The following is a 13712-nucleotide window of genomic DNA, read 5'->3' on the forward strand; positions in this document are numbered from 1 at the left end:
TCAGAGGTAAACTCAGAGTTTACCCAGTAAAGCCTTGGTAATTGGCGCGGGAAGGAATGGTGTGATGTCGCCGCCGTGACGCGCCACTTCTTTTACTAACGAAGAGGAAATGAATGACCATTTCTCTGATGGCAGTAAAAATACGCTTTCCAGCGTAGGCATCAAATGACGATTCATATTCGCTAACTGCCATTCATATTCGAAATCCGATACTGAGCGCAAACCCCGTACCAGAATATTAGCTTTATGCTGCTGGGCAAACGTTGCCATCAATTCGCTAAAACCGATCACTTCCACGTTAGTCAAATGTGCTGTCACTTCGCTGGCTAATGCAACGCGCTCATCCAGCGTGAACATGGGTTTTTTATGTGAACTATCGGCAATAGCCAAAATGACATGGCCAAACATGGAAGACGCACGAGTGACTAAATCCAGATGACCGTTGGTCATAGGATCAAAGGTGCCCGGATAAATGGCTCTGGTGATCATGGCGTCTCGCTTTTGCGTTATTTTTGGTTGAGTGCCCACAGGGCGGCGTATTTATTGAAAGTATATTGCGCATTAACTATGGCCAGCAATAACCCTTGTTTACCATCCAAAAATCCGGCGCGGAACAGCCAGGTCTTGCAAAAAGCGCCGAGAGTATGGCTAAGAATTGAGAGATAACTACAGCTTTTACCTTGTTGGTGGCGTTGTGTAGCCCAAGCCTCGGCGTAGCTGAGTTGTTTGCGCTGAAAAGCAAAAAAATCACGACAGGTTAAGTGCAGTAAATCCCCTTTCAGCGGAATAACTTTCGCGTTTCCGGTATCAACAGATTCATGCACCAGATTATCGTTATATTGATAGCGGTGATGAGCATACAGACGCGTTACCCGATCCGGATACCAGCCGCTATGGCGCATAAAACGCCCCAAAAACAGATTTCGACGGCCGCAGCTATACACTGCGTTATCATCCGGAGCCGCTAATACGGCGTCGATAGAGGCTTTTAATTCAGGTGTGACGCGCTCATCGGCATCGATCATCAAAATATAGTCACCGGTAGCGTATTGCTGCGCTAGCTGTCGCTGTTTGCCAAAACCTTGCCATTGAACGTTACTGTAAACCTGCGCGCCGTATTGACGAGCTAAATTCAAAGTGTCGTCTTCACTGCCAGAATCTAAAACGACAATCTCATCAGCCCAGGAAATGGAGTCTAGGCATTCTGGTAGTAGATCCGCTTCATTCTTAGTGATCATCACCACAGACAGACGTTTTTTGGCGCTCATTAGTGGCTCCGCGGCGGCAAATAAGGTTCCAATAGGTGCAATAACCGCTGCAATGCCCCTTGGTTCTCATGCAGAACTTCAACCGCATGGCGGCCATAGTAGAGGCGGCAATCTTCGTCGGTGAGTAGCATGCTAATTTCCTTCACCAGTGAGGCTGCATCGGTGACGGTGATAAGCCCTTCGGCCTGCTCAAGCTTGGCACAGATATCTTTGAAATTGAACGTATGTGGCCCCATCATTACTGGAATAGCGTGGGCAGCGGCTTCGAGTGGGTTATGCCCACCGCGTTCTATCAGGCTACCACCGACAAATGCCATATCGGCAATCCCATATAAAAGCATAAGTTCACCCATGGTATCGCCGATCACCACCTGAGTGCTGCTGGATGGCACTTCGCCACCGCTGCGTAAGGTGTAGCTGAATCCGGCTTTTTGGGTCAGTTCAATCGCTTTCGGGAAACGTTCTGGATGACGCGGCACCAGAATCAATAATAGGGTTGGATACTGTAATAACAATTGACGATGAGCTTCCAGCAAAATGGCTTCTTCGCCGTCGTGGGTGCTGGTCGCAATCCACACCGGGCGATGGGCAGCCCACTGGCGGCGAAGGGTTATCGCTCGCGCGGCCAGTTCTGGTGTGACCGAAATATCAAACTTAAGGCTGCCGGTAATGGTCAACTGAGATCGTTTCAGACCCAATTCAATAAAACGCTCACCATCTTCCTGATTCTGTGCGGCAATCAGCGTAATACGTCGCAATATATTGCGAATAAAACCGCCAATCTTTTTGTAGCCTGCCGCAGAACGTGCAGAAAGACGCGCATTGGCGATAACTAATGGAATTTTACGGTGGTGCAGCGCATTAATCAGGTTTGGCCATAGCTCGGTTTCCATGATGATAACCAGCTTAGGATTAACCTGATCGAGAAAACGATTTACGGAACCGGGAAGATCATAAGGGAGATAAACGTGATGAACGTCTTTGCCAAAGGCAGATTGCACTCGCTCAGAACCGGTGGGCGTCATGGTGGTTACCGTAATCGGTAATGACGGATAGCGATGGCGTAAAGCTCTAACCAACGGAATAGCCGCGAGAGTTTCACCGACAGAAACGGAATGCAGCATAATGCCGCCAGCGACCACTTTACCGGCACAGAAACCATAACGTTCACCCCAGCGCTTACGGTAAGCAGGAGCTTTACGGCTACGTAGCAACAATCGCAGCCAAATCAAAGGTTGGATTAGGTAGAGGAGTACCTGATATAAACGCAGTAACATTCTATCAAATTCATTTATATGAGTTATTCAGAATAATACCATAACTGCCGAAGAAAGGCTCTCTTCCGGTTATGTAATGTCCAATGGTGGCTAACGCCGATCTATTTTACCGGCTCAAATATCAATCAGTATAAAAACCGAACCCGTTCCCAAGTTTGAACGGGTATTTTTATCGTATCGATATCTTATCGAGAATAAGACTGATTACAGTAAAAAAGGCGTAAAACAGTATATAAGAGTGAGAAGTTTATTGGTGAGTGTTTTTTATCTGTTAATCTGAAAATATCTGTATTACAGAGAGATAAAATATCTGATGGCTTCAAGATATTGGCTAACTCATTGGTCGTTATGAAGATGTTCGCCTTTATTAGCGATTTCCTTTAATTATTTTCGTTAAGCGCCGTAATATCGCTGTGGATAAATGACTTATTCTTGCTTAAATATCATTTTCTCATACATGTAATAGTTAATTATCACGGTAAGAACTAACAGCATATTATTAATATTTATATCAACGAAGCGAACGGAAAAGTATTCGTCTGACAAAGGGTAATCAGTGAGATTTAAGAGAGATCTGCGCAGCGAGAGAGGCTGCGCAGATGAGGAAATTCGGTCACTTAGGCGATGATTTTATCCAATTCTGCCATGACAATTGTGGCCTGAATGGTATCCATGCTTTTCTCTTTAGAGATTACCGATACCTGATTTTCACCGTAACCGCCAATCAATCCGGGATCGGTTGGGCCAAACAGCGTGATGTTAGGTCGCGCTAACGCTGCCGTTAGATGGCTTAGTCCGGTATCAACGGAAACCACAGCTTTGGCACCGGCTAATACCTCTGCAACTTGCTGTAAACTCATTTTCGGTAGCACTTCTACGTGCGGGAAATTATCGGCCAGACGTACTGCGCGTTGATATTCATGCTCTGCGCCCCACGGCAGCTTAATTTTCAGCCCGGTAGGTTGAGCCAGCTGAATTAACTGACGCCAATGGCTTTCCGGCCAATGCTTACTGTCACGGGTCGTCGCATGTAGGAAAACCAGATATTGCCCGGCGTCTGGCGGTAACTGGCTGATAAAACGCTGAGCGATAGCGTAATCACCCACAGTTTCCGGCTTGGTATAGCCTAGACTTTTAGCAAAGAGCTGGCGAGTACGCTCAACGGCATGTAACTGCTTGTCTATTTCATGACGGCAGTTATAAAACCAACTGGCGAAGGGTTCACGGGCGCTTTTGCAATCGGGGCCGTGTCGGGTGCCCTTGGCAATACGGGTGATGAGCGCAGCGCTTTTTATCAGGCCCTGAGCATCGATCACCAAATCATAGCTGCGCTCTTGTACGACTCGTTTGAAGTCACAGCGTTCTTGTCGTGTATCACTACCAAACCAGTTTTTGCGCCAGCGGCGAATGGCCACCGGAATCACTTTATCCACCGCCGGATGCCAACTGGGAATCTGAGTAAATCCTTCTTCTACCACCCAATCGAAATGGATTCCGGGGATGGCGTTCATTGCGTCGGTCAGGGCGGGTAGCGTATGCAAAACGTCGCCCATCGATGAGGTTTTAATGATCAATACGTGCATCAGTGCGCCTCATTTACCGTTAAAGATTGTGTTGCCAACTGCTGTTGTAGCGCGGTCAGAACCTGCTCTGGTTGAATGTCGATCAGGCTTTGGTGGTAGCCTTGATCTGCATCCCCTTTGCGCACTTTGTGGTAGCCGGTAATCAAACGAATAACCGTCGCTTTATCTGACAGTGGAGGAGTGAAGTCCGGGCTGCTTGGGCCATATAAGGCCACCAACGGTTTGTTCAGCGCGGCGGCAACGTGCATCAGGCCGGAATCGTTGCTCACCACGGCGCTACAGGCGGCAATCAGTATTACCGCTTGATCCAGCGTAGTTTGCCCAGCTAGATTCAGGCAGAAATCGCGACTTTCTGCGTGAAGTGCCTGACGAATGTCCTCTCCCGCTTTATGGTCTTTTTCAGAGCCAAATAGGGTGATTTGATAACCGTCATCAATGAGTTTTTGCGCCAAAGCGGCGTAATGGTAGTGCGGCCAACGTTTGGCTGGGCCAAATTCTGCACCAGGACAAAAACCGATGATAGGCCGATTATCGCTGAGATTAAAAGCGGCGGTGGTTTCAGCAATTTCTTCATCCTGCACCTGTAACTGCGGCCAGAGAATGGGCTGCGGCAGATCGGCGGCGGAAGAGACGTGCGACTTATCGTAAGCCAGTGCAACATAACGCTGAACCATCAGTGGGAAAGCCTGTTTATCCAGAATGCGCATATCGTTGAGCAGGAAATAACGCATTTCACCGCGCCAGCCTGTACGTTGACGAATACCGGAAAAGTAGGGTATTAACGCAGACTTGAACGAATTGGGTAAGACATAGGCGCGATCATAGGCTTCCTCGCGCAAAGCGATACCCAAACGGCGACGGCCTTCCAGATTAAATACCCCGTGACCGAGCGGCATTGGGATAGCGCGGCGCACCTCAGGCATTCTGGCCAGAAGTGGACGGCACCACGCGGGTGCCATCACATCAATCTCTGCTGCCGGATATTCGGCCTTCAGGGTGCGGTACAAACTTTGCGACATCATCATATCGCCAACCCAAGAAGGGCCGATGACCAGTATTCTCATACCGTTATCAATTCCTTGCAGCGAATGACTTAAATAGTGGAATTCAACCAGCCTAGATACTCTTTTACCCCTTCGGCGACGGTTTTGAACGGTTTGTCATAACCGGCTGCGCGTAGGTTGGTCAGGTCGGCCTGAGTGAATGCCTGGTAGCGACCTTTCAGTTTTTCCGGGAATGGAATGTATTCCACTGACCGGCTCTGATGGTATTCCACCACGGCGTCCGCGACTGCCTGGAAGGATTCGGCCCGGCCAGTTCCGCAGTTGAAAATACCGGAAACCTTGCTCTTCCAGAACCACAGATTGACCGCAGCTACGTCACCGACATAGATGAAATCGCGTTTAAAGTTCTCGCTGCCAGCGAACAGTTTAGGTGTTTCGCCTGCGTTGATTTGATTGTTCAGGTGGAAAGCGACGCTCGCCATGCTGCCTTTATGGCCTTCGCGCGGTCCGTAGACGTTGAAATAGCGGAAGCCGCAAATTTGTGAATCCGCCTGCGGCAGAATTTCACGTACATATTGATCGAACAGGAATTTTGAGTAGCCGTAAACGTTCAGCGGCTGCTCATATTGGCGATCTTCGATGAAATTATCGGTTCGGCCACCGTAAGTAGCAGCTGAAGAGGCATACAGGAATGGAATACCGCGATCCAGACAGAAGTGCAGAATGTCTTTGGAGTACTGATAGTTGTTATCCATCATGTACTTGCCATCCCACTCGGTGGTAGAGGAGCAAGCGCCTTCATGGAAGATGGCGTCGATATCGCCCATATCATCACCGGCAACAATGCTAGCGACAAAATCTTCTTTATCCATGTAATCCGCGATGTCCAGATCGACCAGATTGACGAACTTAGTGCCGTCTTTCAGGTTATCTACCACTAGGATATCTTTATATCCTATATCATTCAGTGCCTTAACGATGTTGCTGCCAATGAAACCGGCGCCGCCAGTGACGATAATCATCAGGTTCACCCTTATTAATCTGCTTGGTCGGGCACAATGCCCTACACATTATTTGGCGCCATCATAACATTTCATGCGTAAGCGCACAGCCGGAAGGGGGGGAATCGCCCTTTTTGTATGAGGCTTTAGGATAGTTCCCCGTGATATATGCTGCATTTCTTACATTCTCTAACAAGGTTTCTCGTCAGTAAGCCAGCAACTCAGTAAAATGTGAGGCGAAATTGCCAAATCTGGAGATAACCGAATGCCCGCGTCTTTCTATCAACAACTAGAACAACAACTGGCTACTACCCGCGCTGAAGGTTTGTATAAAGAAGAGCGGATTATCACTTCCGCCCAGCAAGCCGATATCGCTGTAGCTGATGGAAGTCATGTAATCAATTTCTGTGCTAATAACTATCTGGGGCTGGCTAACCATCCGGCGCTGATCGCTGCCGCGAAAAAAGGGATGGATACACACGGTTTCGGTATGGCCTCCGTGCGCTTTATTTGCGGTACGCAGGACAGCCACAAGCAGTTGGAGCAGAAGATCGCCAGCTTTTTAGGGATGGAAGATGCCATTCTTTATTCTTCCTGTTTTGATGCCAACGGCGGTCTGTTTGAAACGCTGCTGGGGCCGGAAGATGCCATTATTTCCGATGCGTTAAACCATGCGTCAATTATTGACGGCGTGCGTCTGTGTAAAGCCAAGCGTTATCGCTACGCTAACAATGATATGGCTGAGCTGGAAGCCCAGCTGAAGCAGGCAAAAGCGGACGGCGCTCGTCATATCATGATCGCCACTGATGGCGTGTTTTCTATGGACGGCGTGATTGCTAACCTGAAAGGTGTTTGCGATCTGGCCGACCAATATAAAGCGTTGGTGATGGTCGATGATTCCCACGCAGTAGGCTTTGTTGGTGCCAATGGGCGCGGCACCCATGAATACTGTGAAGTGATGGGTCGCGTTGATATTATCACTGGTACTTTGGGTAAAGCACTGGGTGGCGCATCCGGCGGCTATACCGCAGGCCGTAAAGAAGTGGTGGAATGGCTGCGTCAGCGTTCACGTCCGTACCTGTTCTCTAACTCATTGGCTCCGGCTATCGTTGCTGCCTCCATCGAGGTCCTTTCTCTGCTGGAACAAGGTGATGCTCTGCGGGATCGCCTATGGGCTAATGCTCGTCTATTCCGCGAAAAAATGACGGCGGCCGGTTTCACGCTGGCAGGTGCCGACCACGCGATTATTCCGGTAATGCTGGGCGAAGCGAAATTAGCGCAGGATTTTGCTAACGCGTTGCTGAAGGAAGGTATTTACGTTACCGGCTTCTTCTATCCAGTCGTGCCGAAAGGTCAGGCGCGGATTCGCACCCAAATGTCTGCTGACCACACGACTGAGCAGGTTAAACGTGCCATCGATGCATTCGTGCGCATTGGTAAACAACTAGGCGTTATCGCATAAGGAATTTCAATGAAAGCACTATCTAAGCTGAAAGCGGAAGAAGGCATTTGGATGACCGACGTGCCTCAGCCTGAATTGGGTCACAATGACATTATGATCAAAATCGCTAAAACGGCGATTTGCGGAACCGATGTGCATATCTATAACTGGGATGAATGGTCACAAAAAACCATCCCGGTTCCTATGGTTGTAGGGCACGAATACGTCGGTAAAATTGTCGCTATCGGTCAGGAAGTTAAAGGTTTCTCCATCGGCGATCGCGTCTCTGGCGAAGGGCATATTACCTGCGGGCATTGCCGTAACTGTCGTGGCGGCCGCACTCACTTGTGCCGTAATACCATTGGCGTCGGTGTTAACCGTCCGGGTTCATTCGCTGAGTATCTGGTGATTCCTGCCTTTAATGCGTTCAAAATCCCTGACAATATTCCCGATGAGCTGGCTGCCATTTTCGATCCGTTTGGTAACGCGGTTCACACTGCATTGTCCTTCGATCTTGTGGGGGAAGATGTGCTGGTTTCCGGCGCGGGTCCTATTGGCATCATGGCCGCAGCGGTGTGTAAACATGTCGGCGCGCGTAACGTAGTTATCACTGATGTGAATGAATATCGCCTCGACTTGGCACGCAAAATGGGCGTCACTCGCGCGGTTAACGTTAGTAAAGAAAACCTGAACGACGTGATGACTGAGCTAGGTATGACCGAAGGTTTTGATGTGGGTCTGGAAATGTCCGGCGCGCCGCCAGCTTTCCGTACCTTGCTGAATGCGATGAACCACGGCGGTCGTATTGCCATGCTGGGGATACCGCCATCCGATATGTCTATCGATTGGAATCAGGTTATCTTTAAGGGTCTGTTTATTAAAGGTATCTACGGTCGTGAGATGTTCGAAACCTGGTACAAAATGGCTGCATTAATACAGTCTGGTTTGGATTTAACGCCAATTATTACCCACCGTTTCTCTATCGATGAGTTCCAGAAAGGCTTTGACGCTATGCGCTCTGGTCAATCAGGGAAAGTCGTATTGAGCTGGGATTAGTGGTTAACTGAAATTTAATCAGGTTAATAAAAATGCCGGGCATGATGACCCGGCATTGTTTTATTTGGTTTTGATTAAGCGGGTATTTGTGGCTTCAGTTGCCACAAGTGGCGCGGTTTTGTTAAACCAGAACTGCCAGCGCTGCTGCGCAAAAGTCGCCACTGGGCTTTGTATCAAACTTTTCCCCAGAATTTTAAACACCTCATCGGCGTAGATTTTCTCCGGCGTATGTCCCGCTTTCATTTTGCATTGCTTAATGGCTTTTAACCTGCTGTCTTTAAACGGATCGCGTGGTTTAACCGGCTTGACTGGCGTCAGCGTGCCCGGATTATGTTGCACCGGTTCATTCAGTAACGCACTAGGACGAACCAATACGATATCTGACGGCAATTCCGGCAGCATCTGCTGCAATACCCGAATGGTAGAAGGATGAGGGTGCCCGATGGCAATGGCCGAACCATTTTTACGTGCTAGCTGAATGGCGCGATTGAACTGCTGACGTATCGCCGTATCACTCTGCACATCATCCAGAAAAACCTTGCGTTTTATGACCTTAACGCCTGTTCCTTCCGCTGCTCGACTGGCCTGAGTATTGCCGATTGTCACGCTATCCAGAAAATACAGCTGATAATGTTCCAGCGCCTGCATGACTTTTTGCATTCCTGACAGGCTGGAAGTCATTGCACTACCCATATGATTATTCATACCAACGGCGTAAGGAACGTTGTTTACCGCCTGCTGAATAATGCGCTGAATTTCTTCGCTGCTCATATTCGGCTGCAGAGTATCCCGTTCTAACGGCTGCTTGCTTAAGGGCGCCATCGGCAGATGGATAAGAATTTCACGCCCTTGGCTGTGGGCTTTGATCGCCATTTCTTTGGCGTGGGGAGCATTAGGCAAGATAGCAACAGAGATCGGTAACGGCATCTGGAGAATTTTGTTTTCGTTCTGTGGGCGATAACCGAAGTCATCGATAACAATAGATAATTTTCCTGCCTGCGCAGAACAGGCTATCAGCAAGGTGCCGAATACAAACAGTGAGCGAGCTTTAAAATAGTGCAATGCTTTTTCCCTAATTCTATTCCCTATCTTCCTAACCAGGGTTGTGGGTTGACCGCCTGTCCTTGACGACGGATCTCGAAATACAGAGAAGGCTCACCCTGGCCTCCGCTGGTACCAACCAGAGCAATCGGCTGGCCGGCTCTAACCTGAGTCCCCACGCTGACTAACGCGCTTTGGTTATAACCATATAAACTCATATCGCCCTTACCGTGCTCGACAACGACGACGAGACCGTATCCTTGTAACCAGTCGGCCAGCAGGACGCGGCCATCGGCAATGGCTTTGACTTCGCTGCCTTCTGGCGCGGAGATAACCATACCTTTCCAGCGTAGTTCTCCTTGCAGTGATTCACCGAATCTATGTGTAACATTACCGCGTACTGGCCACAGAGCCTGCCCACTTGGGCGACCTAAGCCGCCGGTACGAGCCATCAGAGATCGCTCACTTTCGCTCGGCTTATAGCTGGAGCCGGTTTTCTTCGCTTGTTGCTCTTTAAGCTTAATCTGCTCCCGAACTCGCGCCGCCTCTTTGGCTTCTCGTTCAGCGCGGGCCTTGGCTTCCCGTTCTGCTTTGGCGATTTGATCGCGTAGACGGGTTTCATTCTGTTTCAGTTCCGCCAGACCCTGCTGGTCTTTTTCTAGCGAGGCTTCCAGAGAAATCAGCGTTTTTTTACGTGCTGAACGAGCCTGTTCCAGCTTCTGTTGCTGAGACTGTTGCTCGTTCAAGAGGGATTTCTGCTGTTGCTGTTTTTCTACCAGCGTTTTTTTCTGCGCCGCAAGATCGCTTCGAGTCTGTTTTAACTCATTGATTGATTTCAGACGGGCTTCATTCAGGTAGCTGAAATAGGCCAGAATGCGTTCGCTACGCTGACTTTCCTCACCGCTGAGAATCAGCTGCAATCCGCTGTGCTGCCCTTGTTTAAAGGCAGCATCCAACTGTTTAGCGAGGATATTTTGCTGGAGTGACTGCTGACTTTGCAGTTTTTCAATCGAGCCGTTGAGCTTGGCGACGTCTTTACCCAATTCAGTCAAAGTGGCTTGGGTGTCGCGTAGGCTACGGCTGGCTTGGGCAATAGTATTTTCTTGTTGTTTCAGCTGATCGAGCAGCGCGCTGCGTTGCTGTTTTTGTTGCTGAACGCTTTTCTCTTTTTCAGCAATATCTTGCTGAATAGTTTTTAATTGAGTCTTATTATCGGCCGTTTTTGCAGCAACTGGAACATCTGCAGCTTGGCTGGATAACGGCAATAGCAAGACGCCAGCGCAAAAAACGCTGGCGTACAGTATGGTTAACGGACGACGCGTAAACCGGGTTGGCAGCAGGCCCGCTAGGGATTGGCAGCTGCCGGGGTTTGCGTTTTCAGTCACCATCAAACGAGCAAATAACGCCTTATCCTTCATAAGAAAGGATTATTCCACGATGAACAGCGGCTTACCAGTCATCTCTTGCGGGATTTCCATTTCCATTAGTGACAGCATGGTTGGCGCGATATCAGAAAGCTTACCGCCAGCCACCGCGGCAACCGGTTTATTGCCGACGTAAATTAGCGGAACCGGCAGGCTGGTGTGGGCGGTGTGAGCCTGACCAGTCGCCGGGTCGCGCATTTGCTCGGCGTTGCCGTGGTCCGCAGTAATCAGCAACTGACCGTCAGCAGCTTTAACTGCATCAACAACCTGTGCAATACAGCCATCCAGCGTTTCGACCGCTTTTACTGCCGCATCATAATCACCGGTATGACCAACCATATCGCCATTTGGATAGTTACAGATGATGACATCGTATTTACCGCTGCCAATCGCCGCGACCAGTTTTTCGGTCAGCTCGGCAGAACTCATTTCCGGCTGTAGGTCATAAGTCGCCACTTTCGGTGAATTTACCAGAATACGATCTTCACCTTTGAATGGTTCTTCAACGCCGCCGTTGTAGAAGAAGGTGACGTGAGCATATTTCTCAGTTTCAGAAATACGTAACTGGGTTTTATCGTTCTTCATTAACCATTCACCAAAGGTATTAGCCAGTGATGCTGGTGGATAAGCGCAGGCTGCATTGATATCGGCCGCATACTCGGTCAACATCACGAAATCACCGAAATTAACTACTTTATCGCGCTTGAAGCCGTCAAAGTCTGGATTAATAAAGGTGCGGGTAATCTGACGAGCACGGTCGGCGCGGAAGTTCATAAAGATCAGTGCGTCGCCATCATTCATAGCAGCATCGGGTTCGCCAGCGGCTTGAATCACCGTCGGTTTGACAAATTCGTCGTTTTCGCCGCGGGCATAGGCATCAGCCAAACCCTGCATGGCATTGGCTGCGGTAAACTCGCCCTTGGCCTGAGTCAGCAGGTCATAAGCTAGTTGGACGCGATCCCAGCGGTTATCGCGATCCATGGCATAGTAACGACCAATAATGGATGCGATGCGGCCTTTGCCTAATGCAGCAAATTTATCGCTAAACATTTTCAAAGATGACTCGGCGCTACGTGGTGGTGTATCACGGCCATCGAGGAAGGCGTGCAAGTAGATTTTCTCGGCACCGCGCTGGGCAGCCAGCTCGACCATCGCCAGAATATGCGCTTCGTGGCTGTGAACGCCACCGGCGGATAGTAGGCCCATGATGTGTACCGCTTTGCCAGCTTTTACCGCTTTATCAACAGCGGCGGTCAGCGTCGGGTTAACAAAGAAATCGCCCTCTTTAATCTCTTTATCTAGCCGGGTTAAGTCCTGATAAACAATACGGCCCGCGCCCAGATTGACGTGGCCAACTTCAGAGTTACCCATCTGACCGTCTGGTAACCCGACGTCCAGACCGGAAGCGGCAATCAGTGTGTGCGGATTTTGCTGCCACAAGCGGTCCATCACTGGCGTTTGGGCATTCAAAATAGCGTTATCCTGATGGTCTTCACGGTGGCCATAGCCATCTAGAATAGTCAGAACTAATGGTTTTTTATTGCTCGACATTGCTTAACCTCATTTTCTTATAAGTCCAAGTGTTAATAGCCATGGGCTATACGTGGGTAGCTCATGGCTATTGACACTTATCGCTTTCGTAATTTTACTACAAAGCAGGTTAAAAATAGCCCAAAGAGATCAAGGTTGGCGTGGGATGGACATGATTGTGGCGGTTTAAATGATGAAAACTTTCCGCGATCCCTCTCAGTTTCTGCAATACCACTTGCTTACTGGCTGTATTTGCCGCAACGCGCAGGTATACTCTGTGACCTTGAATATTGACCCCTAACTAACGGGAGTTTTTCCCCCTATGTTGCAAGAAATTATGCAATTCATTAGCCAGCATCCTATTTTGAGTCTGGCTTGGGTGGCTTTGCTGGTTGCCGTGATCGTCACCACCTTTAAAAGCAGCCTGTCTAAAGTAAAAGAAATCACTCGTGGTGAAGCCACGCGTTTGATTAACAAAGAAGATGCGGTTGTTGTCGATACCCGTTCGCGCGAAGATTACCGCAAGGGCCATATCGCCAGCTCTATTAACCTGACGCCGACCGAAATTAAAAACGGCAGCTTAGGCGAGTTGGAAAAGCATAAAGCGCAGCCTATTATTGTGGTTTGTGCCAACGGCACTGCGTCTCGTACGCCTGCCGACAATCTGAACAAAGCCGGTTTTGAACGTGTATTTACTCTGAAAGAGGGTATCTCTGGCTGGAGCGGTGAAAACCTGCCTCTGGCTCGTGGTAAATAAAACGTGGTAAGTAATAAAACCATCGCTTTATCAACGGAATATTAATATAACTGAGGTCTTATCAATGGCGAAAATTGAGATATACACCAAAGCGACCTGCCCGTTTTGCGTTCGCGCAAAAGCGCTGTTAAACAGCAAAGGTGCGGCGTTCAAGGAAATCGCGATTGATGGTGATATGGCGATGCGTGAAGTTATGATTGAACGCAGTGGACGTTCCACCGTACCTCAGATATTTATTGATGGGCAGCACATTGGTGGCTGCGATGATTTACATGCGCTGGATGCGCGCGGTGGGCTTGACCCGCTGCTTTAAACTCGTCGATGGGGATT

General features: G+C 49.2%; 13 protein-coding genes. 4 read left to right on the forward strand and 9 right to left on the reverse strand.

The genetic code is table 11. The features are described 5' to 3' along the window. Positions 1-12 precede the first annotated feature (12 nt). From coaD to rfaD, 6 genes are all read right to left on the reverse strand, one after another. Complete coding sequence (gene coaD / locus AD970_RS16455; RefSeq protein WP_049601482.1) at positions 13-489, reverse strand: pantetheine-phosphate adenylyltransferase; 477 nt, start codon at positions 487-489, stop codon at positions 13-15. Between the two features lie 17 nt (positions 490-506). Continuing rightward, complete coding sequence (locus AD970_RS16460) at positions 507-1268, reverse strand: glycosyltransferase family 2 protein (protein ID WP_049601484.1); 762 nt, start codon at positions 1266-1268, stop codon at positions 507-509. Continuing rightward, entirely contained in the window at positions 1268-2545 is a 1278-nt protein-coding gene (waaA, locus tag AD970_RS16465; RefSeq protein ID WP_049601486.1) for a lipid IV(A) 3-deoxy-D-manno-octulosonic acid transferase, read from the reverse strand. The genes AD970_RS16460 and waaA overlap by 1 nt, the downstream gene beginning before the upstream one ends. Before the next feature lie 617 nt (positions 2546-3162). Continuing rightward, a complete protein-coding gene (gene rfaC / locus AD970_RS16470) occupies positions 3163-4128 on the reverse strand; it encodes a lipopolysaccharide heptosyltransferase RfaC (RefSeq protein WP_049601489.1) in 966 nt (321 codons plus the stop codon). Next, a complete protein-coding gene (rfaF, locus tag AD970_RS16475) occupies positions 4128-5192 on the reverse strand; it encodes an ADP-heptose--LPS heptosyltransferase RfaF (RefSeq protein ID WP_049601490.1) in 1065 nt (354 codons plus the stop codon). Before rfaF ends, rfaC begins: the two co-directional genes overlap by 1 nt. Positions 5193-5221: 29 nt before the next feature. Further along, a complete protein-coding gene (gene rfaD, locus AD970_RS16480) occupies positions 5222-6154 on the reverse strand; it encodes an ADP-glyceromanno-heptose 6-epimerase (RefSeq protein ID WP_049601497.1) in 933 nt (310 codons plus the stop codon). Positions 6155-6398: 244 nt separating this feature from the next. On the opposite strand from rfaD, the gene kbl reads away from it, so the two are divergent. After that, positions 6399-7595: a glycine C-acetyltransferase gene (kbl, locus tag AD970_RS16485; RefSeq protein ID WP_049601499.1), complete on the forward strand. Its 1197-nt coding sequence runs from the start codon at positions 6399-6401 to the stop codon at positions 7593-7595. Between the two features lie 9 nt (positions 7596-7604). Beyond that, entirely contained in the window at positions 7605-8630 is a 1026-nt protein-coding gene (tdh, locus tag AD970_RS16490; RefSeq protein WP_049601501.1) for an L-threonine 3-dehydrogenase, read from the forward strand. Between the two features lie 60 nt (positions 8631-8690). On the opposite strand, the gene AD970_RS16495 is transcribed toward tdh, so the two are convergent. The 3 genes from AD970_RS16495 to gpmM are packed head-to-tail and all read right to left on the reverse strand — an operon-like array spanning position 8691 to position 12646. Then, positions 8691-9692, reverse strand: a complete 1002-nt coding sequence (locus tag AD970_RS16495; RefSeq protein WP_049601502.1) for a divergent polysaccharide deacetylase family protein — start codon at positions 9690-9692, stop codon at positions 8691-8693. A gap of 23 nt (positions 9693-9715) precedes the next feature. Next, the gene (gene envC, locus AD970_RS16500; RefSeq protein ID WP_049601505.1) at positions 9716-11089 is read right to left on the reverse strand and encodes a murein hydrolase activator EnvC; all 1374 of its coding nucleotides are present in this window, start codon (positions 11087-11089) and stop codon (positions 9716-9718) included. A gap of 9 nt (positions 11090-11098) precedes the next feature. After that, positions 11099-12646 carry a 2,3-bisphosphoglycerate-independent phosphoglycerate mutase gene (gene gpmM, locus AD970_RS16505; RefSeq protein ID WP_049601509.1) on the reverse strand — a complete coding sequence of 516 codons (1548 nt, stop codon included), beginning with the start codon at positions 12644-12646 and terminating at the stop codon, positions 11099-11101. A gap of 301 nt (positions 12647-12947) precedes the next feature. Here gpmM and AD970_RS16510 point away from each other — a divergent pair, with 301 nt between their 5' ends. Next, positions 12948-13382, forward strand: coding sequence for a rhodanese-like domain-containing protein (locus AD970_RS16510; protein ID WP_049601512.1), 435 nt, complete (start codon positions 12948-12950; stop codon positions 13380-13382). Positions 13383-13446: 64 nt separating this feature from the next. Beyond that, positions 13447-13695, forward strand: coding sequence for a glutaredoxin 3 (grxC, locus tag AD970_RS16515; protein WP_049601515.1), 249 nt, complete (start codon positions 13447-13449; stop codon positions 13693-13695). Positions 13696-13712 lie beyond the last annotated feature (17 nt).

Source organism: Yersinia nurmii, assembly GCF_001112925.1.
In the GTDB taxonomy this organism is placed as follows: Bacteria; Pseudomonadota; Gammaproteobacteria; order Enterobacterales; family Enterobacteriaceae; genus Yersinia; species Yersinia nurmii.

Bases quoted from the DNA above. Each gene is read 5' to 3' on its own strand.
- coaD (WP_049601482.1), bottom strand. From the start codon at position 489: ATGATCACCAGAGCCATTTATCCGGGCACCTTTGATCCTATGACCAAC.
- AD970_RS16460 (WP_049601484.1), bottom strand. From the start codon at position 1,268: ATGAGCGCCAAAAAACGTCTGTCTGTGGTGATGATCACTAAGAATGAA.
- waaA (WP_049601486.1), bottom strand. From the start codon at position 2,545: ATGTTACTGCGTTTATATCAGGTACTCCTCTACCTAATCCAACCTTTG.
- rfaC (WP_049601489.1), bottom strand. From the start codon at position 4,128: ATGCACGTATTGATCATTAAAACCTCATCGATGGGCGACGTTTTGCAT.
- rfaF (WP_049601490.1), bottom strand. From the start codon at position 5,192: ATGAGAATACTGGTCATCGGCCCTTCTTGGGTTGGCGATATGATGATG.
- rfaD (WP_049601497.1), bottom strand. From the start codon at position 6,154: ATGATTATCGTCACTGGCGGCGCCGGTTTCATTGGCAGCAACATCGTT.
- kbl (WP_049601499.1), top strand. From the start codon at position 6,399: ATGCCCGCGTCTTTCTATCAACAACTAGAACAACAACTGGCTACTACC.
- tdh (WP_049601501.1), top strand. From the start codon at position 7,605: ATGAAAGCACTATCTAAGCTGAAAGCGGAAGAAGGCATTTGGATGACC.
- envC (WP_049601505.1), bottom strand. From the start codon at position 11,089: ATGAAGGATAAGGCGTTATTTGCTCGTTTGATGGTGACTGAAAACGCA.
- gpmM (WP_049601509.1), bottom strand. From the start codon at position 12,646: ATGTCGAGCAATAAAAAACCATTAGTTCTGACTATTCTAGATGGCTAT.
- AD970_RS16510 (WP_049601512.1), top strand. From the start codon at position 12,948: ATGTTGCAAGAAATTATGCAATTCATTAGCCAGCATCCTATTTTGAGT.
- grxC (WP_049601515.1), top strand. From the start codon at position 13,447: ATGGCGAAAATTGAGATATACACCAAAGCGACCTGCCCGTTTTGCGTT.